Genomic DNA, 18,964 nt, shown 5'->3' on the forward strand with positions numbered 1-18,964 from the left:
TCAGTGTTTATACTCTAGTGTTTTTTAGCAAGGAACCAAGGAATTAATACGAACATAATTAACCCACCGATTAAAAAGCTTTCAAAAATAAATACATTACCAATAGGTATTTGAGCCGGAGGTACAAAACCGATAACAATTGCTGTAATGCAACAGAGAATTCCCATGATACATAATAACCACATGAATTTATTACCACCTGGCACGGTGTAACCACGATGTAGGTTTGGTTTACTGTATCTCAACTTAATGGCTGCAGCAAACATAAAGACATATACCAATAAGGCCATTTGCGCACAAAGATCACTTAACATCCAGTAAGCTGCATTAATTGAATCTAACAAAATAAAAGCCGTACTTAAAATGGTAAAAATAATAGCCTGTGCAAAAAGAATAGTTGTTGGAGCGCCATATTTATTAGTATGGGCGAATTTAACAGGTAAAGAGCCGTCTCGTGCTGAAACCATTAGTCCTTTTGTAGGGCCAATAATCCATGCTGAAACCCCACTGAGACCACCTAAAATAATTAAAATAGCAATAATTGAAGTCATCCAGGGCATATGATACGAATTAAAAAAAACTGCATAAGCGTCAATAAGACCCGATACAACGCTTAAACTTTCATTAGGGACTACAACCATAATGGCTATTGAGCCTAGAGAAAGCGTAGAAATGACTAAAATAGTTGAATAAAACAGGGCTTTTGGATAATCCCTTTGGGGATTTTTTACTTCTTCAGCATGAACTGCGGACATCTCCATCCCAAGAAGTCCAAATAAAACCACGGCAAATAATGATAAATTACCCAAAGAACTGAAGTCCGGTAACCATGCTTTTGGATAGCCAACAACCATAGGTTTTCCTTGAGCAGCCCAAAGTATTGCTAAGACGATAATAAAAAGCATGGGAAATATAGTGCCGATTGTTGCTCCAATTGTGCTCATGATACTTGACACTTTCATTCCAAAACAATTGAGTATCGTAAACAACCAAAACAGAGCAAGTACCGTACCTAACAAATAATACTTGTTATTTCCTAATTCAGGGGCAATTAAATAGGATAGGGTGGCCGCGATAAAGGCAAGTATCGTTGGATACCAAACCACATTATATATCCACTGAAGCCAAATAGTAATAAAGGCCGCTCGTTTCCCGAATGCTTCACGAACCCATACATAGATTCCACCTGTTTCTGGATAGGTAGTGGCTAATTCAGCTGCCACTAAAGAGACAGGAATGAAAAAGGCAAATGCGGCAACAACATAATAAGAAACTAATGTAAGGCCGAGTTTGGCACTAATAGGCAAAGTACGTAAGCTATCCACAGCAATGACGTTAATCATTACCAAAGAAAAAACGCTTAGAACCTTTTTAGGTTGATTCATGATTAATCCTTAACAAATGCGGTCTAACCAAACCGCGAATAACTTTGGATGCCAGTGCTATTGTCATTTATGAAATTTAAATAAAAAAATAGGATTGGATTTTAACTCAAACAAACGGTGAGTATATCGAAATAATTTGCTGATGCAGCAGTTGGGGCAAAGACCCAACTGAGAATATATCATGATCATATCAAGCACACAGATTTCTGAGAACGTATTGCAGAATACCACCATTTTTATAATATTCTAATTCGTCTGCAGTATCGATGCGGCATAATGCTTTAATTTGTTCGACTTGACCATTGGTTCGTTCAATGGTGACTGGAACCATGGAGCCAGGTTTTAAAGAATCAGATACATCAATACTAATGCGCTCATCTCCCTTTAACTCCAATGTTTTACGTGTCATACCATCACAAAACTGTAATGGTAAAACCCCCATGCCAATTAAATTGGAACGGTGAATACGTTCAAAACTTTCAGTAATTACAGCTTTGACACCAAGTAAATTAGTTCCTTTTGCCGCCCAATCTCTTGAAGATCCTGTACCATATTCTTTACCTGCAATGACCACAAGATCATGATGATCGTTTTGATAAAGCATTGCTGCATCATAAATGGGCATTACCTCACCTGAAGGAATATAACGTGTGATACCGCCTTCTTGGCCTGGAGTCATTTCATTACGGATACGGATATTAGCAAAAGTACCTCGCATCATAACTTCATGGTTACCGCGGCGTGAGCCATAAGAGTTAAATTCTTTTTCATCAACTCCTTTGGATTTTAAATAAAGTCCTGCAGGAGAGTTAGCCTTAATTGAACCTGCTGGAGAGATGTGATCCGTTGTAATCGAGTCACCAAATAAAGCAAGAATATACGCTTGTTTAATCGGCTTAATTGGATCAGGCTTTATTTTTAAATTATCAAAAAAGGGTGGATGCTGGATGTAGGTTGAATGAGCGTCCCATTCATAAGTTTTTCCACTGCTTGTTTTAATTGCTTGCCAGTGTTCGTCACCAAGAAAGACTTCTGCGTATTCTTTGCGGAACATTCCACCAGTTACTTTAGATACTTCAGCCGCAATTTCGGCGTTAGAAGGCCAAATATCCTTCAAATATACATCATTGCCCTTATTGTCTTTACCTATGGGATCTTTGCTTAAATCAATGGTCGTGGTACCGCAAAGAGCATAAGCAACTACTAGCGGAGGTGACGCTAACCAGTTTGCTCTAACTTGTGGATGTACACGTCCTTCAAAATTACGGTTTCCTGATAAAACAGCGGAAACAACGAGATCATTATCACTAACACTGTGAGAAATTGCATCAGGTAGCGGGCCAGAATTACCAATACATGTAGTACAACCGTAGCCAACCAAATTAAACCCTAATTGATCTAAATAAGATTGTAACCCGGCTTGTTTGAGATAATCGGTGACTACTTTTGACCCAGGTGCTAAAGAAGATTTTACCCAAGGCTTGCGTTGTAATCCTTTTTCAATTGCTTTTTTAGCCACTAGTCCTGCAGCCATAAGGACGCTCGGATTCGATGTGTTCGTGCAACTGGTTATCGCAGCAATAACTACATGACCGTGTTTCATTTTAAAATCATGATTTTTAACTGCAAAAGAAGAGTCTTTTTCTTGTTCTTTTCCAGCTTCTTTGAGGAACGTATTAAACTCAACAGGTAAAGTATTTAAAGTGACTTTATCTTGAGGGCGTTTAGGGCCCGCTAATGAGGGGACGATGGTACTTAAATCAAGTTCTAAAGTGTCTGTGAATATAGGATCTTCGCTGTCTTTTTCATACCACATTCCTTGCGCTTTAGCATAAGCTTCAACCAAGGCAATGGTATGTTTGTCACGTCCAGTTAGTTCAAGATAGCGTATGGTTTCTTTGTCGACTGGGAAAAATCCACATGTAGCTCCATATTCAGGTGCCATATTAGAGATTGTGGCGCGATCAGCAAGCGGTAAATCACTTAAACCGGGGCCATAAAATTCAACAAATTTACCTACAACGCCTTTTTTTCTAAGCATCTGGGTTACTGTAAGCACCAGGTCCGTTGCGGTAATGCCTTCTTTCATCTTGCCATGCAATTTGAAGCCAATCACTTCAGGAATCAGCATGGAGACTGGCTGACCCAACATCGCTGCTTCTGCCTCAATGCCACCAACTCCCCATCCCAGTACACCTAGACCATTAATCATCGTTGTATGAGAGTCTGTACCAACTAAAGTATCTGGATAGGCATATAAAGTACCGTTATCGCTACTGCTCCATACAGTTTTTCCCAAATACTCAAGATTTACTTGGTGACAAATACCTGTTCCAGGAGGCACGACTTGAAAATTATCAAAAGCTTTTTGACCCCAGCGTAAAAATTCATAACGTTCGTTATTTCGCTTCATCTCAATTTCGGTATTCACTGTTAACGCATCGGTGCTTCCAAATTTGTCAACCATCACTGAGTGATCAATCACTAAATCAACAGGGGATAAAGGAGAGATTTTATCAGGGTTTCCACCCAGTTGCGCGATGGCATTGCGCATTGCTGCCAAATCAACTACCGCTGGAACTCCTGTGAAGTCCTGCATCAATACACGCGCGGGTCTAAAGGCAATTTCGTGTTGGGAAGTTTTATTTTGTAGCCAGTCTGCGATCGCTTTAATATCTTTAGTTGTTACTGTGTTATCGTCCTCAAAACGTAATAAATTTTCAAGAAGGACTTTAAGCGAGTAAGGAAGTCGACTTATTCCCTTGAAGTTTTTTTGTTCGACTTCTTTAAGGCTGTAATAATGATATGTTTTTCCATCTACATGCAATTGAGATTTTGTTGATAAGCTGTCACGACCTACTTTCATTTAAGGAGCTCCTGAAATCAAAAACTGAATGATAGCTCAATTTTAAGAAAATTCCATGAGATCTGATGAAATTAGGCCTGAACTTTTTAGAACGCCATAGTGCTCAACTGAGGAGTATATTGTTGATCCTCATCAAACTTTGGATCAATTACTCGAGCTCCAGCTTCAAAAATTACTTTCTCTTCCTCTTTTTTGATTGATGCGTCAAGAGAATTTGGATTTAATAAAGAAAATAATCCAGGAGCCAAAATACTAATACCAATAGGGAGCAAGATAGCTGTAAACAGCGGATTCACAAAAAATGTAGCAATGGATGCTAAGATCAGCGCAGCACCTAAAATCGTCGCAGCGAGTGATATATTATGCCGAATAGGCTCTTTAGTTACCTCAGTAACACCTACCATGTAATAATTTCTAGAGTCAAAGTAAATTCTTAAATGATTGGGCGTTTCTTTTGGTTTGGAGAGACAATCGAGTAACGTTTTAGCAAACCGGTGATATTGATCGATTATTCTTTGTTGTTCATAAGGATCAGAAGTTTCGCTGAGGGCCTTCTCAAAATCAACGATTCGATTCTCTAGCAGGATAAAAACAGCCTCTTTATCTGTGTTTGCTTTGTTCTTCAATAAGTCTTTCGCCTGTTTGATTTCCAACATAACTAATTCATGCGTGTATTTTTTAGAAAAAAATGACTTAGAATACATGTTCATTGTCCTTTAAATAGTAGTGAGCGTAGATTAGCACTATTGATTTGGTCTAAAATAGGCCTTTTAGATGAATTTACACTCAAGAAATATTTTTTTACAAAATTTTGATGATTACAATTTAAGTTATCAATTGGTACGAATATTGCTTTCCAATAATCAAAATTATGGAGAGAGTTAGAATGACCGATTTGAATAATGTACTATCCAATTTATCTGGCGTTGCTGACCTTTTCTCTAATAATGAGTCAAGTGAAACTGCCATAAATGGCGAAATATTGGCAGCATCAGTAGGAATATATCAAAATGATAATCAAAATCCTCTGTCAACCATCGATTTCAATGATTCGAATGCTTTTATTTTATTATTAACACATGTTGTAGAAAAGATATCTAATTATCAGGAAAATTCATCAACTCCTGAAGAACTTCAGCTGCCTCCATCAGAAACAATTAATTCTGAATCAGACGAGGTTTCCGAAGATAAAAATGAACAGCAAACAATAACTGAAATGGAAAATAATGTTGCTGTTTCTTGGATTAATTCTCACTATTATCGGCAGGAAATTCAAATGAATGAGGGCAATACAGAACCGAAGGATAATCCATTGGATTTATTAAATAGCGCATCACTCACAAAGCAAGATGATGAAAAAACTTTACCTAAGCTAGTACCATTTATAGGAACTGAAACACTGCATGATGAAATGGGTTCTAAAAAAAATGCTTTGTTTGAAGAGATAAAACAACAAGATATACATGAGAGTGACATCCAACAACAACGACCCATTTTGGTCGAAGTTAAGAATAATCTACTGAATGATACTGATCAGATTTTAAATGCCGACGGTGATCCATTTATTAAAAATACAATATTAAAGTCTCTAGAACCTGTTGAAAAAGGAGTAGAGACTTCAAGTATTCCGCTACCTCATCTTAAAAATATAGAATTAATGAAATCAAATTTACCGTTAGAATCTACATTCAGCTATTTAGAAAACCCAGTAGAACTTAAAAAAACGGAGGAATTCTTTTCATTTCAACCACTAATTAAAGAAAAGGAAGAAACATTACCGCTTATTATACCGGCACCGACAAGTGAAAATACTGTTGGGACGGAATTCCAATCCATTGTTCATACATTAACAAATGAAGTACATTTTGCTGTACCTAGGGAGATAGAAAACAGGGAAGCCCTTCTCGAGAGGACACCTCAATCATTAACGATACCCATGGAAATAGATAAACCTGAATGGTCAAAACAATTTTCCGAGCATATTATTTGGCTTGGTCAACAAGAAATTAAGAGTGCTGTAATTAAAATACATCCTGAGGATTTAGGTCCGCTAGAAATTAATATTAAGGTGGTAAATGATACAGCTACGGTAAATATAATCACCCATAATGATCATATTCGAGACATTGTTGATCAATCATTGCCTAGATTACAGGCGATGATGGCTGAGCAAGGTTTAAATTTATCTGAGGTGCAATTTGATTCTGAAGCCAATCCACGTCAGTTTTCTCAGCAAAATAATAAAGACCAAGAGCAACTAACTCAACCATTTGAGGAGGAAGTTGGAGTAACCCCCTTAAGAAGTAAAGAAAGACTTAAGGGATTAGTCGATTATTTTGCCTAAGAATCCACGTGATCACGAGTGTAGCGAAGAGACCCACTATCGTAATATGGTGCTACTGCATGGAGATCCCTCGGGATGCTCGGAATGAGAACACTGCCACTGGGTGATGGCGGTCGCTAACTCTCGGGGTGACGTGCTTTGTGCACACCTTGTTTTTATAAAAAAACGTTTTATTATCGGCACATTCTTCTACAACGAATAACACGACCACTCCAGCGATCAATAAGACAACTTCTGCGACAACCATGTCCTACATATCTCCAGGGGGTCCAGACCAGATTCCTATGATGACGATGATAATAATATGGAGGTGGTTCATAATAGCCGCCAGAATGATATCCAATAAAATAAGCAAGCTGCTGGCCTGGTAGTTGTGAAGGTGGTGAATCTGCTTTAACTAGACTGCTGTAGAAAAAACCTATAAGGAGGGTCACGGAGAGTAGAAGACGCGTAACCATTTTGTAACTTTGGATGCTAACCTTTTCCATGATGCAACCCCATCTTTTTGTTGTTACATTATGAATTATAGATTATAAATCATTTTCATGAGCAATTTTTGGATTTCATATATGAAGGAAAGAATCATTTTAATTACTGGTTGTTCCAGTGGTATAGGCTTTGATGCTGTTTTTGCTCTGAAAAAAAGAGGGCACAGAGTGATAGGCTCCTGCAGAAATAAAGATGATGTTCAAAAATTATTGGATATGGGAATAGAAGCGGTTGTTCTGGATGTTTCTGATTCATCTTCAATTCAAAGTGCGTTTACTGAAGTTCTTGCTATCACCAAAGGACGTTTAGATGTTTTAATCAACAATGCGGGTTATGGTCAAGCAGGGGCTTTAGAAGATATTTCACGCGATGTATTACGAGCACAATTTGAAACCAACGTTTTTGGCTTGGTCGAGCTCACAAATCTTGCCATTCCCGTGATGCGTCAGCAGGGGTATGGCCGCATTATTAATTTAAGTTCCATTTTAGGTATTATTAGTTTGCCCTTTCGTGGCGCGTATAATGCCTCAAAGTATGCCGTAGAGGGGATTAGTGATACGTTAAGGCTTGAATTGAAGTCATCAGGTATTGATGTCATTACAATAGAGCCTGGTCCAATAGAAAGCCATTTTCGAGATAACAGTGTTGATAAATCATTAAGTCATATTAATGTGCAAAATAGTTATTTCTCCAAACAATATGAAAAAATGCTGACAAGTTATAAACAAAAAAAATCGGACTCTGTTTTTACTCGCAAACCCGATGCAGTAATTAGTAAATTTATTCATGCAATTGAATCTAAAAGACCTAGGATCAAGTATCCAGTTACATTTCCAGCTCATCTCATGATTTTTCTTAAATGGATTTTAAGTGCAAGAATGTTGGATAAATTCTTTTTAATGGTTTCGAAAAAAGAGCTATCTTGATTTTTTGTTTTTTAAGCATATCGAATGCGATAAAAATGCCTGAAAAAATAAACTTTTTTCAAAAAAAGGAAGAAAAACTCCAATTTCTTTGCTAATATCTAATTGGGTTAAAAATCATTAACTATCAAGGAAGTAAAATTATGAAAAAATCAACAATAGCTGTAGCTGCTCTATTAACTGTATTAGCAGCTCCTGTAGTTTCTGTTGCTTATGCAGATGACGCCTCTACAACTACTAGCACTTGCAAAGGCTGCAAAGGTTGCAAAGGTTGTGCAGGCTGCAAAGGTTGTAAAGGCTGCAAAGGTTGTAAAGGTTGCGGTGGTTGCTCTGGCGAGTAATCTGTAATCTTTATTCTCTAAAAGAGGTAGTTTTTACTACCTCTTCGTTTTATTCCTTCATGAAGTAAGAAATATGATTACCCATTCAGATTTTACCTTACCCGAACTAAGTAAGTGGCATAAGAATATTTATTTGAATTACGCCAAACAAATTTTAGAATCACAACAAATGATGACGACAAATAAGGGTAAAAACATTCTTCACTACGCCCTAAATAAAAAACGTCGTTTCGAACGAATGAGTCATTACCCTAAGGGAGATCGTATCGATCATAAAACGGGGGCTCAATATTTTTATCACTGCCACAGAGAAAACTATGAAAGTACTGAGCACGGCCATTTTCATTGTTTTTTACGGTACAAACAGATTCCTAAAAGTATCAAACCAGCACCTTTAGCCGATTGGGATAGATATATTGATAATCCAATGACTCATTTAGTAGCTATTGGTATGAATCAATTAGGACAACCCATACGCTTATTCACTGTTAATCGCTGGGTAACCTCCGAAATTTGGTATCCTGCTGAACACAGTGCGCGTTTGCTTAAACGCTACAAAATGAGCTTACAGAATGATCCCTATTGGCAAGTGTTGGACAAATGGGTTGAAGGGATACTTCATTTATTTAAGCCGCAGATTATATGGTTACACCAGGAGCGCGATAAGAAAATTCGGCAGCATCAAGATACCAGTTCAGTTGAAAATCCTTATATGGATTACGAACTTGAGGAGCTTTCTGAAATTTCTATTGATTTAAAGCAACAAATTGAATGGATTCTGCGTTAGCTTATTCTTGCTATTTGAATCTCCCACGCTCAAGTCGTGGGAGATCTCCGTGAATTAAGATCGAAAATTGATGCGTCCTCACAGATAAAACTCAATTTTTCTTTGAAAAACGTTCCTATAAAAAAAAGTCCCAATACTTAGAAACTAAAAAATTAAAATACTTTACCTGTACTATAATTTACATGCGAAATGATAAATTATTGGAGTACTTGCATGTCACCCCACGCTAAAAACAGATCTCAAGATGAGATTGATTCCATTCATCAATATTACATGGAAATTATCAATTCAATGCCCCATATTGTTTACTGGATTGATACAGAATGTAATCTTAAAGGATGTAATAATAATTTCATCAAATTGCTTGGACTAAATACGCTCAAAGATCTGAAGGGTTCACCTTATCAGCAAATGGAGGAATTTGCGCACTGGGATAAGGAACGGGTAGAAGAATTAAAATTGGATGATATGAAGGTAATTTTTTCGGGTGTTCCACAACATCATGTCGAAGAAAAACCTATTGAAGACAATTCGGGTACAGCTTATTACTTTCAATCGTCGCGAATACCAATGCATGACCGCAATAAAAAAATAATTGGACTAATTGTTATTTTAAACGATGTTACTTTAAATAAAGAACTTAAAACACATGTAAATGCACTACAAGAACATAATCAAAAAGTTGATCGCTCCCTGAAAGAAGGTTACTTGCCTACTGTGCTTATGGTGGAAGATAATATAATTGCGCAAAATGTTGAAAAAGCACTCTTAACTGCATTACATTGCCAAGTCGATATAGCAGATTCTGCAGATAGCGCTATAAAATTATTTCATCCAGGAAAATATGATCTCGTTTTAATGGATATTGGTCTTGAAGACTCTTCAGGATATGTGGTTGCAAAACAACTACGTCAAAAGGAAAAAAATACAAATCATCATGTTCCCATTATCGCTTTGACTGGTTTTGAAGCGGATGTTGTCAAATATGATTGTCAACATTATTTTATGGAGGGAGCAATTAGCAAGCCATTAACCTGTGAACAAGCAGAACAAATTATCAAACATTACGTGTATCATATGGATGTTCCTGTGCGCGGTTTGAAGACAACTTAGCATATTATTGCTATCATATTACTTTTTTTAATGAAAATCTTTTATGATTAGTAATCCAATTGATAATCATCGTATCTTATCTTTAGATGTATTCCGCGGTCTAACTATGGCGTTAATGGTATTAGTTAACAGCCTTGGAACTAGGGTTTCTTATCCCATATTAATGCATGCTGAGTGGAATGGTTGCAGTTTAGCTGATTTAGTATTTCCTGCTTTCTTGTTTATAGTCGGGATCACAACGGTTATCAGTCTAAAGAAACACATTAATGAGGCAAGCAATGCCCAACTTTACCGAAGTATTTTAACGCGTACATTCCTTTTAATTTTTTTTGGATTATTTCTTAGTGTTTTTCCAAAAATTATTAATTTATCAACGATACGGTATTATGGAATTTTGCAACGTATTGCTTTATGTTACTTCATCTGTTCGATTCTCTATCTTCGTACCTCCATCCGTACACAAATTATTATCTTTTTCGGGATTATTATCGGTTATTGGTTTTTCCTAACTCAAATTCCACTTCCTGGTTCTGGAACGGATCAATTAAGTATGGAAAACAACTGGGGCGCTTATATTGATAGTCAAATATTTTCTCCTGCACATTTATTATTTAAGACTTTTGATCCAGAGGGTCTTTTAAGTACAATCCCATCAGTCGCTACAACACTTTCTGGACTTTTAACAGGACATTTTTTATTAACTCGTATCAGTAAACAAAAGAAAAGTGCAATCTTAATCGCAGTGGGTTTGCTGTCACTGTTAATCGCCTGGATATGGAGTTATAGCTTTCCTATTAATAAAAATTTATGGACAAGCACTTTTATCTTATGGAGTAGTGGTTTTTCCCTTATCGTTTTTGGCTTATGTTTTTTTGTTATCGATGTATTGGGTTATACAAAATGGTCTATTCCATTTAAGATTTTTGGCATGAATGCACTTTTTATATTTATTTTTCATGTTCTTTTACTGAAAATTCAATCCATGTTTGTTTTTCACTTACCCGATGGATCTCAAGACGTCTTAAGAGTAGTCATCGCGGAATATCTATTTGGAACTTTTAGTCAAGAAAATGCAGGGCTTTTTTATGCCATAGTGTTTCTTTTTTTAAATTTTCTAGTGGCTGCATTTTTATATCAACGAAAAATATTTATAAAAATTTAGATAACTCAAAGGAATATCAAAAAATGTAAGCCCATGTCATAGGGCTTACATATTGTTCATCCTTTCGGAGTTCGTTATAATAATAGGTTAGTTTGAACTATCTGAAGTTAGTGGAGTCGTTTTCGATGCCAATTTATGAATACCAATGTACCAGTTGTAATCATCACTTTGATTTAATGCAAAAAATTAGTGATGAGCCGGTCAAACAGTGTCCTGTATGTTATAAAGATACAGTGGTCAAACTGATCTCTGCCGCTGGCTTTCAACTTAAAGGTACCGGTTGGTATGCTACTGATTTTAAAAATAAAAATACTAAACCTGCAGAAGCTACTGCTAAAAATGATAATTCCGGTACTGCAGATAGAGCAAAAGATACTTCTTCCTCAAAAACTACTAAAGACGGTGACACTAAGTGAAAGCATTGTCATTAAGAAGTTATTTACTCACTGGATTGGTGGTATGGTTACCGATACTCATCACGATAGGAGTTTTGCGTTTTATTATTGACTTACTTGACAATACCTTGGCTTTGATCCCTAAAGCGTATCAACCCGAACAATTAATTGGCCATTATATTCCAGGTTTAGGCGTTATTTTATCGCTTATTATTCTTCTTGTTACTGGAATAATTGCTACTAATTATTTCGGACAGCGATTAGTAGAGTGGGGGGAATCAATTCTTGTTAAAATTCCGCTAGTCCGATCAATATACAAAACAGTAAAACAAGTCATTAATGCCGTATTATCAACGAATAGTGAGGCTTTTAGAAAAGTAGTTTTAATTGAGTATCCACGTAAAGGATTGTGGAGCATTGCTTTCCAAACCGGTGCAGCAAGTTCATCAATAAATAATAAAACAAAAGAAGAATTAGTCTCTATATTTATCCCTACTACACCTAACCCCACTTCAGGTTTTCTTATGATGCTTCCAAGAAGTGATGTTATTGAGTTAGATATGAGTATTGATGAGGCACTTAAATTTATAATTTCTTTAGGAGTGATGCCGCCAATGTCCGAGGCAGCATTAACAAACAATTTGTAAAAATTTAAATAGGCGGTTTTTTATATGCGTACACACTACTGTTTGGGCGTCGATGAGTCAAGTTTAGGTAAAGAAGTTATTGTCTGTGGTTGGGTTCATCATCGTCGAGATCATGGTGGTGTCATATTCCTTGATATACGTGATAGCTCAGGTATCTTGCAAGTAGTTTATGAACCAGAAAATAAAGAATGTTTTTCTGATGCAGAAAAATTACGTTCCGAATTTGTGGTGCGAATTACCGGAGTGGTGCGTAAAAGACCCGAAGGGATGATTAATCCAGCGATGGCTACAGGTACAGTCGAAGTAATTGGCAGCAAGCTTGAAATTCTTAACCAATCGCCAACACCTCCATTTTTACCTGATGATTTTCAAGTTGTGAATGAAGATCTACGTTATAAATATCGTTACATTGATTTGCGCCGTCCATCAATGAAGCACAAACTCACATTAAGACATCAGTTAAACAGTTGTATTCGTACCTATCTTAATCAGCAGAATTTTCTTGATATTGAAACACCAATGCTAACCAAAGCAACCCCAGAGGGTGCACGCGACTATTTGGTACCATCCAGAGTTCATCCAGGGTCATTTTATGCGTTGCCTCAATCACCACAACTTTTTAAACAGTTACTTATGATTTCTGGCTTTGACAAGTACTATCAAATCGTTCGTTGTTTTCGTGATGAGGATTTACGAGCCGATAGACAACCTGAATTTACACAACTTGATATCGAGATGTCTTTTATTGATGAAGAAAGCATACTCAATCTTATCGAAGGTTTATTAAAAACGGTATTTAAACAAATTCTTAATGTGGATTTACCTGAAAAATTACGCAGAATGCCTTATGCTGAAGCAATGCGGCGCTTTGGTAGTGATAAACCGGATTTACGCAATCCTTTAGAACTCATTGATGTGGCTGACATAGTTAAAGACTGTGATTTTAAAGTATTTTCTACTGCTGCAAATGATTCTGAATCCAGAGTGATTGCATTACGACTCCCAGGCGGCTGTGATCTAAGCAGAAAGGATTTGGATGATTATGGCCGTTTTGTCGGTATTTACGGAGCTAAGGGACTTGCTTACATTAAAGTAAATAATCTGGATGAAGGAATGACCGGTTTGCAATCTCCAATTTTAAAATTTCTCTCCGAAGATGCAGTACTCGCAATTCTGCGACGCACAGAAGCTAAAACTGGAGATGTTATTTTCTTTGGTGCGGATAGAAACCATATTGTTAATGAAGCGATGGGGGCATTAAGAATAAAATTAGGCCATGATAGAAAACTGCTTAAAGATGGGTGGGAATTATTATGGGTTGTTGATTGGCCAATGTTTGAAATGGATTATGACGCTAACAAACTAAATCCGATGCATCATCCATTTACTTCACCTAAAGATCTATCACCTGAGAACTTACGAGCTAATCCGACACGGACCTTAGCCAAGGCTTATGATATAGTAATTAATGGCTATGAAATCGGAGGGGGATCCATTCGTATTCATCAATCAGATTTACAAAAAGCAGTTTTTGAGTTGCTTGGAATTAATGAGCAAGAGGCTCAGGAAAAGTTTGGCTTTTTATTGGATGCTTTACAATATGGAGCACCACCGCATGGCGGTATCGCCCTGGGTATCGATCGCCTAGCGATGTTACTTACAGATTCAACGTCAATTAGAGATGTTATTGCTTTTCCTAAAACTCAAACAGCATCGTGCCTTTTAACGAGCGCGCCATCACCTACTGGTAACACGCAATTAACTGAATTAGGAATAAGACTTGCTCCAACGACACAGACTAAATAACAAGCTGGTTAGAAGTCTAGCTAGCCTCGCAAAAAAATTGATCATCCCTGCAAAGCCAGGGATCTCTTATCCAATTAATATCAAAATTAATTTGGAGAAGGATCCCTGTATGTATAGCAAGAGTTCTTTATTAATAAAAATAAAATCACTCTCTGAAAGTCGAAGATATTTAAGTTTCTTATTTTTCTTTTTTTTCTGTTCTTCCTTAGCTCTTGCTGCACCGGCCAAGAAACCGGCTACTTTTACTGAATATTTAACCCAAGAAAAAGCGCATTTAACAAAATCCATTCAGGAAACAAAGCAGCCCATCATGCTTCAAAGTGAGAAAGAGTTTAATGTCAAAATGAAGCAAGTATCCGCCATTCTCTCGATGAGCCGCGTTAAGATTGAAAGCTTGGAAAGTTTTCTCGACCATCAGTATAAAGAACAAAATAATTTAAATCAGCGTTTAAAGCATCTCCAGCAGATGCCAATATCGAAAGAAAATACAACGATTCCTGAGCGCGTAGAAAAAGTAGAAAACCTACTGAACATCAATAAACAAACCACTCAACTCATAATTGAAAATTTAAAACTTGCCAAAGAATATCAATCTTCATTGAATGAAGAGATAAAACACTTGGAGCTGTGGCATTCGAATTTTGTTCTTGAGCAAAAACTAGCGCAAATTAAGTCATTAAAAGAACAACTTAATAAGCGTTTGGCTGTACTTTATGAAACCAATACCAAAAATCAATCCGATAAAAATTCCAGGTCATCAAAACCACTTTCTGCGGCAGATTATGAAGCAATGTTATTGATGAACAATCAAAATATTGCAGCGATTCAAAATCATTTAAATGCTTTAAATATCCAGAAGACCGTAGTAAGAGCAGATATTATTTATCTTAAAAATCCAGATACAAAAAATTTACAACTAATCACTGATATTTATAAAGATGCTATAAATCAATATTCTAAAGTTGAAAAAACAATCCAACAAATAAGCAATTTTCTGAATAATGAAACGAAACTTATTGGTACCCTTAATTTAAAAAAATCGATACGATCGTTACAAGATACCTTAGCTGTGCAACTTAAAGAGGCGAATGCCCAAAAACAACTGCTCATTAAGAATTTGTCTGATTATCAAACCCAGCTTAAGAAATTAATGTCTGCTCGACAAACTCTTGCGGATTACAATATTAGCAGTTGGCCTATTATCCTTAATAAAATTGCAGCGATTCCGGGTTTATTTTATAAATACATCAACACATTGAGTTTAAAAGTATACGATAGCTATTTATGGTTAACTCCTTTATCTATGGTGATCTTATGGGGTGGATTTGTCTTTATAGCCGGTTTTTTCTTCATGATAAGCCGTATTTTAAGAACGCTTCGTAGAGATAAAGAGCGCTCCCGTCTAACCGGTTATCTATATGATGGTATTTTGGTTTTAGTGCAAAGAAACATACCTTATTTTTGTATCGTTTCTATGTTATGGGCATTGCTCTATGTAACCCACATTTCCTTTTCTAATTATCAGTTGTTGTTTAAATTAATTGCGGTATGGTTTACTTTTAAGATTTTAATCTTGATAGCGCGCTTAGTGTTACTAGAGCGAATAACTGACTCCTCAGGTAAGGATGTCAAACTTTATTACCGTTTAAAATGGTTATTACTTTTTGGTGGATGGACTACAGCTTTAATGACCCTCGGTCATTCATTACCCTTATCGATACTGCTTCAAGACATATTTAACCGTTTATTTATGCTCTTTATTTTAACTGTGTCCTTGGTTATATGGAAAAGTAAGGACGTCATTCCGTATCTTCTTCGTCCGTTATTAAAAAGTCAAAAAAGATACGTTAAAAATGCAATTTCTTTATTGGTGATCCTTGTACCCATAACATTATTTACTACTGCTGTAATCGGCTTATTAGGATTTATCAATTTAGCATGGAATATGAGTCAATATCAGGCCTATGCCTTACTTGTTCTTGTGGGTTACATCCTTTCAAGAGGCCTGTTATTCGATGCTTTGGAATTGTTTTCAGAATTAATGATTTCCTCATTGCGTAATGGATGGTTATGGGTAGAGGTTTTTTTAAAACCCTTAGATAAAATTCTGCGGATTCTATTACTTGTGGCGAGTATGTTGGTTCTTTTTCAATTATTTGGCTGGCATTCTGATTCGTGGGTTATGGTCAGCTTGGGTAAATTTGCGCAATATACCATTGTCAATATCCCAGGTATCCATATCACCATCACCAGTACAATAGGGTTTTTTATTCTACTTGCAGTATGTGTTTGGGCTGCCAAATGGACGCGCGAATTTTGTTATCGTTGGTTGTATAAAAATGCTAAAGATGCTGGGATAAGAAATAGTCTTTCGGTCTTTAGTCAATATGCAATAGTTCTTTTAGGTGGCTTTGTTTCTCTGCATGTGCTTGGATTTGATTTTAGCGGTATGTCAATGATTATCGGGGGACTTGCAGTTGGTATGGGATTTGGTTTACGTGATTTTGCCAGCAATGTTGTTGGTGGTCTCATGTTACTTGTTGAGCGGCCTGTACGAGAAGGGGATTTAGTTACAGTAGGAGAACATGAAGGACGTGTTTCTCATATTGGCATTCGGTCTATGAGAGTTTCTTCTTGGGACAATATGGAGGTATTGATTCCTAATGCAGAAACCTTTAATAAGCCTTTTACTAACTGGACACATCAGGACGGTATTGTCAGAACAGTTATTCCTATAAAAGTCAGTCGTTCTGATGATCCCGTAATGATTCAGCAACTAATACAAGATATTTTGGCAACGACCCCAGAAATTGTTGGCGATCCACCGGCTCAAGTGTTTCTTAAAAAAATTGATGAAGCCTTGCTTGAGTTTGAGGTTCGGTATTTCATTAATGTGCAAATACATACTCGAATTGAAGTCCAATCTAAAGTATTGTTTGCCATAATGACACAGTTTAAAACAGCAAATATTAAACCGCCTATAGAACCGATTTCCATTGAAATTAAAGAGGGACAAGGTGATCTCATCTCTAAAAAACAGAGCACCGAAAACTGAAGCGGAATTACTTGAACGCTGCTCCAGTATTGCTGGTCTTAGTTTTGCACAACTTGCTTTAAGTCTGGGTTTATCTATTCCAGCTAATCCCAATCAGAGAAAAGGGTGGGTCGGCCAGGCCATTGAGTTAGCTTTAGGAACTGATGCCCAAAATAAATCATTGCCTGACTTCAAATTTCTCGGCGTAGAACTTAAAACACTTCCTTTAAATCAATCTGGAAAACCCACCGAATCGACATTCATTACCTCCATTCCTTTATTAACAATTCATAGACAAGAATGGAAGACCTCCCAATGCTACATTAAATTAAAACGAATTCTGTGGGTTCCAGTAGAAGGAGATACAGACATTCCTTATCCACAAAGAAGGATTGGACAAGGATTTATATGGTCACCAGATGGATTACAAGAGAGTATTTTAGAAGCAGATTGGAATTATTTGTCTTTACAAATCGGTACTGGACATCTTGAAAGCGTGGATGCAAAAGAAGGGGAGTATTTGCAAGTACGGCCTAAAGCCGCAAATGGAAAATCTTTATGTTACGGTTATGATATTCAAGGCAATAAAATCAAAACATTACCGCGCGGGTTTTATTTAAGAAGTAGTTTCACTGCACAAATTTTATCGTCAGTGTAGGTAAAGTATAGAGGAGCTGGCGTCATCCCAAGTTTGGCGAGGGATCTCTGTTCGTAACACGAATGCTATATCCAAGAGATCCCTCGGTAAAATCGAAATAGTAAAAAAATCCCTGATTCTGATTGCTGCGTTTCACCCAGGATACAATTGACACCAGCTGCAAGTCATTACTCAGACTTTGAATGTCCTAAGCTAACTACCGATGGCAACATCCCTTTTATTTGCTCCACAGGTTGCTGTACTTTGGCAATTAAAAGTTCTCTAAAATGAGAGTCTGTTGCGAAGTAACGAACGGCACTCTCTACACCTTTATATATACCCACATCAAGTTCTCGGCGTTCTACACTGGCTTTTAAATCTTGAAGACGATTAAGATCAACATCGGTTTTAGGTGCAGAAAAGAGTGAGTAAGCATGATAGAAACCACTCCAAATAGAAGTTTTAGTTTCTTCTGCCGAAGTTACTTTTTTCCATACGCACATAAATTCAGTAGGGCAGAGTGGGGCCATTAATTTAATCATACGTTGGACATCCGAGTTGGAGAGTATTTCGGTATTATCGGTTCCATCATATTCAGGTTGATTTTTCTTCAAGCACCAGTTGTAAATTACCTTCATTTCGTCGAGCTGATTATGGAAGTCAGCGAGGCTAAAATTTTGGAGAATATAACCAGCAGCGCCACAATATAGAAACATACTTAGGAAGTACTTCGCAAACTCGGGGATCGGTAGAAGAAACCCTGCAAGCCAAGAGCCCCCCCAAGCGGTTAGTCCAGTACTCATTCCTTGGAAAAGATACATGAGATTGGCATTGTACTCGAAGTCATTTATGTATTTCTTTAATGCAGCTTGTTGCTTCTCATCATTGACATTAAATGGTGTGGAAGTTAGTGATCTTAATGCTTCCGCACGGTCTTTTTTTGCTTTTTCAACAGCGCTCATTCCATCAACAGTAAGTTTGCCCACAATACTCTCTCCTTGAAAAAAATAACAATAAAAACCCTTTTCATCCTAC

16 protein-coding genes are annotated in these 18,964 nt (G+C 36.9%); 11 read left to right on the forward strand and 5 right to left on the reverse strand.

The window, feature by feature from the left end:
- Window positions 1–14: 14 nt before the first annotated feature.
- The 3 genes from ACF8MK_RS13805 to ACF8MK_RS13815 all read right to left on the reverse strand — a co-directional run bounded on the left by ACF8MK_RS13805 (window position 15) and on the right by ACF8MK_RS13815 (window position 4,955).
- A complete protein-coding gene (locus ACF8MK_RS13805) occupies window positions 15–1,385 on the reverse strand; it encodes an APC family permease (protein ID WP_392537135.1) in 1,371 nt (456 codons plus the stop codon).
- A 190-nt stretch (window positions 1,386–1,575) separates the two neighbouring features.
- Window positions 1,576–4,251, reverse strand: coding sequence for an aconitate hydratase AcnA (acnA, locus tag ACF8MK_RS13810; RefSeq protein WP_392537136.1), 2,676 nt, complete (start codon window positions 4,249–4,251; stop codon window positions 1,576–1,578).
- An 86-nt stretch (window positions 4,252–4,337) separates the two neighbouring features.
- Window positions 4,338–4,955 carry a hypothetical protein gene (locus ACF8MK_RS13815; protein ID WP_392537137.1) on the reverse strand — a complete coding sequence of 206 codons (618 nt, stop codon included), beginning with the start codon at window positions 4,953–4,955 and terminating at the stop codon, window positions 4,338–4,340.
- Between the two features lie 182 nt (window positions 4,956–5,137).
- Here ACF8MK_RS13815 and ACF8MK_RS13820 point away from each other — a divergent pair, with 182 nt between their 5' ends.
- Window positions 5,138–6,595 (forward strand): flagellar hook-length control protein FliK, encoded by a 1,458-nt coding sequence (locus ACF8MK_RS13820; protein ID WP_392537138.1) that lies wholly within the window; start codon window positions 5,138–5,140, stop codon window positions 6,593–6,595.
- Between the two features lie 173 nt (window positions 6,596–6,768).
- Here the strand turns inward: ACF8MK_RS13820 and ACF8MK_RS13825 are convergent, their stop codons facing one another.
- The gene (locus ACF8MK_RS13825) at window positions 6,769–7,083 is read right to left on the reverse strand and encodes a hypothetical protein (RefSeq protein WP_392537139.1); all 315 of its coding nucleotides are present in this window, start codon (window positions 7,081–7,083) and stop codon (window positions 6,769–6,771) included.
- A gap of 81 nt (window positions 7,084–7,164) precedes the next feature.
- On the opposite strand from ACF8MK_RS13825, the gene ACF8MK_RS13830 reads away from it, so the two are divergent.
- The 10 genes from ACF8MK_RS13830 (at window position 7,165) to mutH (ending at window position 17,950) form a co-directional block, all read left to right on the forward strand.
- On the forward strand, window positions 7,165–8,010 hold the full coding sequence (locus ACF8MK_RS13830; RefSeq protein WP_392537140.1) for an SDR family NAD(P)-dependent oxidoreductase: 846 nt from the start codon (window positions 7,165–7,167) through the stop codon (window positions 8,008–8,010).
- 140 nt (window positions 8,011–8,150) lie between these two features.
- The gene (locus ACF8MK_RS13835) at window positions 8,151–8,348 is read left to right on the forward strand and encodes a hypothetical protein (RefSeq protein WP_265704740.1); all 198 of its coding nucleotides are present in this window, start codon (window positions 8,151–8,153) and stop codon (window positions 8,346–8,348) included.
- Between the two features lie 73 nt (window positions 8,349–8,421).
- Window positions 8,422–9,135 carry a DUF6969 family protein gene (locus ACF8MK_RS13840; protein ID WP_392537141.1) on the forward strand — a complete coding sequence of 238 codons (714 nt, stop codon included), beginning with the start codon at window positions 8,422–8,424 and terminating at the stop codon, window positions 9,133–9,135.
- Between the two features lie 213 nt (window positions 9,136–9,348).
- Window positions 9,349–10,248 carry a response regulator gene (locus ACF8MK_RS13845; RefSeq protein WP_392537142.1) on the forward strand — a complete coding sequence of 300 codons (900 nt, stop codon included), beginning with the start codon at window positions 9,349–9,351 and terminating at the stop codon, window positions 10,246–10,248.
- A gap of 43 nt (window positions 10,249–10,291) precedes the next feature.
- Window positions 10,292–11,410, forward strand: coding sequence for an acyltransferase family protein (locus ACF8MK_RS13850; RefSeq protein WP_392537143.1), 1,119 nt, complete (start codon window positions 10,292–10,294; stop codon window positions 11,408–11,410).
- Between the two features lie 125 nt (window positions 11,411–11,535).
- Window positions 11,536–11,826, forward strand: a complete 291-nt coding sequence (locus ACF8MK_RS13855) for an FmdB family zinc ribbon protein (protein WP_392537144.1) — start codon at window positions 11,536–11,538, stop codon at window positions 11,824–11,826.
- Window positions 11,823–12,452 (forward strand): DUF502 domain-containing protein, encoded by a 630-nt coding sequence (locus ACF8MK_RS13860; RefSeq protein WP_392537145.1) that lies wholly within the window; start codon window positions 11,823–11,825, stop codon window positions 12,450–12,452. The genes ACF8MK_RS13855 and ACF8MK_RS13860 overlap by 4 nt, the downstream gene beginning before the upstream one ends.
- A 24-nt stretch (window positions 12,453–12,476) precedes the next feature.
- Window positions 12,477–14,258, forward strand: a complete 1,782-nt coding sequence (aspS, locus tag ACF8MK_RS13865; RefSeq protein ID WP_392537146.1) for an aspartate--tRNA ligase — start codon at window positions 12,477–12,479, stop codon at window positions 14,256–14,258.
- Between the two features lie 109 nt (window positions 14,259–14,367).
- Window positions 14,368–17,313: a mechanosensitive ion channel domain-containing protein gene (locus ACF8MK_RS13870; protein ID WP_392537147.1), complete on the forward strand. Its 2,946-nt coding sequence runs from the start codon at window positions 14,368–14,370 to the stop codon at window positions 17,311–17,313.
- Window positions 17,276–17,950 (forward strand): DNA mismatch repair endonuclease MutH, encoded by a 675-nt coding sequence (gene mutH, locus ACF8MK_RS13875; protein WP_392537148.1) that lies wholly within the window; start codon window positions 17,276–17,278, stop codon window positions 17,948–17,950. Before ACF8MK_RS13870 ends, mutH begins: the two co-directional genes overlap by 38 nt.
- Window positions 17,951–18,117: 167 nt before the next feature.
- Here mutH and ACF8MK_RS13880 read toward each other — a convergent pair whose 3' ends face one another.
- Window positions 18,118–18,915: a hypothetical protein gene (locus ACF8MK_RS13880; protein ID WP_392537149.1), complete on the reverse strand. Its 798-nt coding sequence runs from the start codon at window positions 18,913–18,915 to the stop codon at window positions 18,118–18,120.
- Window positions 18,916–18,964: the final 49 nt, after the last annotated feature.

Source organism: Legionella sp. 227, assembly GCF_043161935.1.
In the GTDB taxonomy this organism is placed as follows: Bacteria; Pseudomonadota; Gammaproteobacteria; order Legionellales; family Legionellaceae; genus Legionella; species Legionella sheltonii.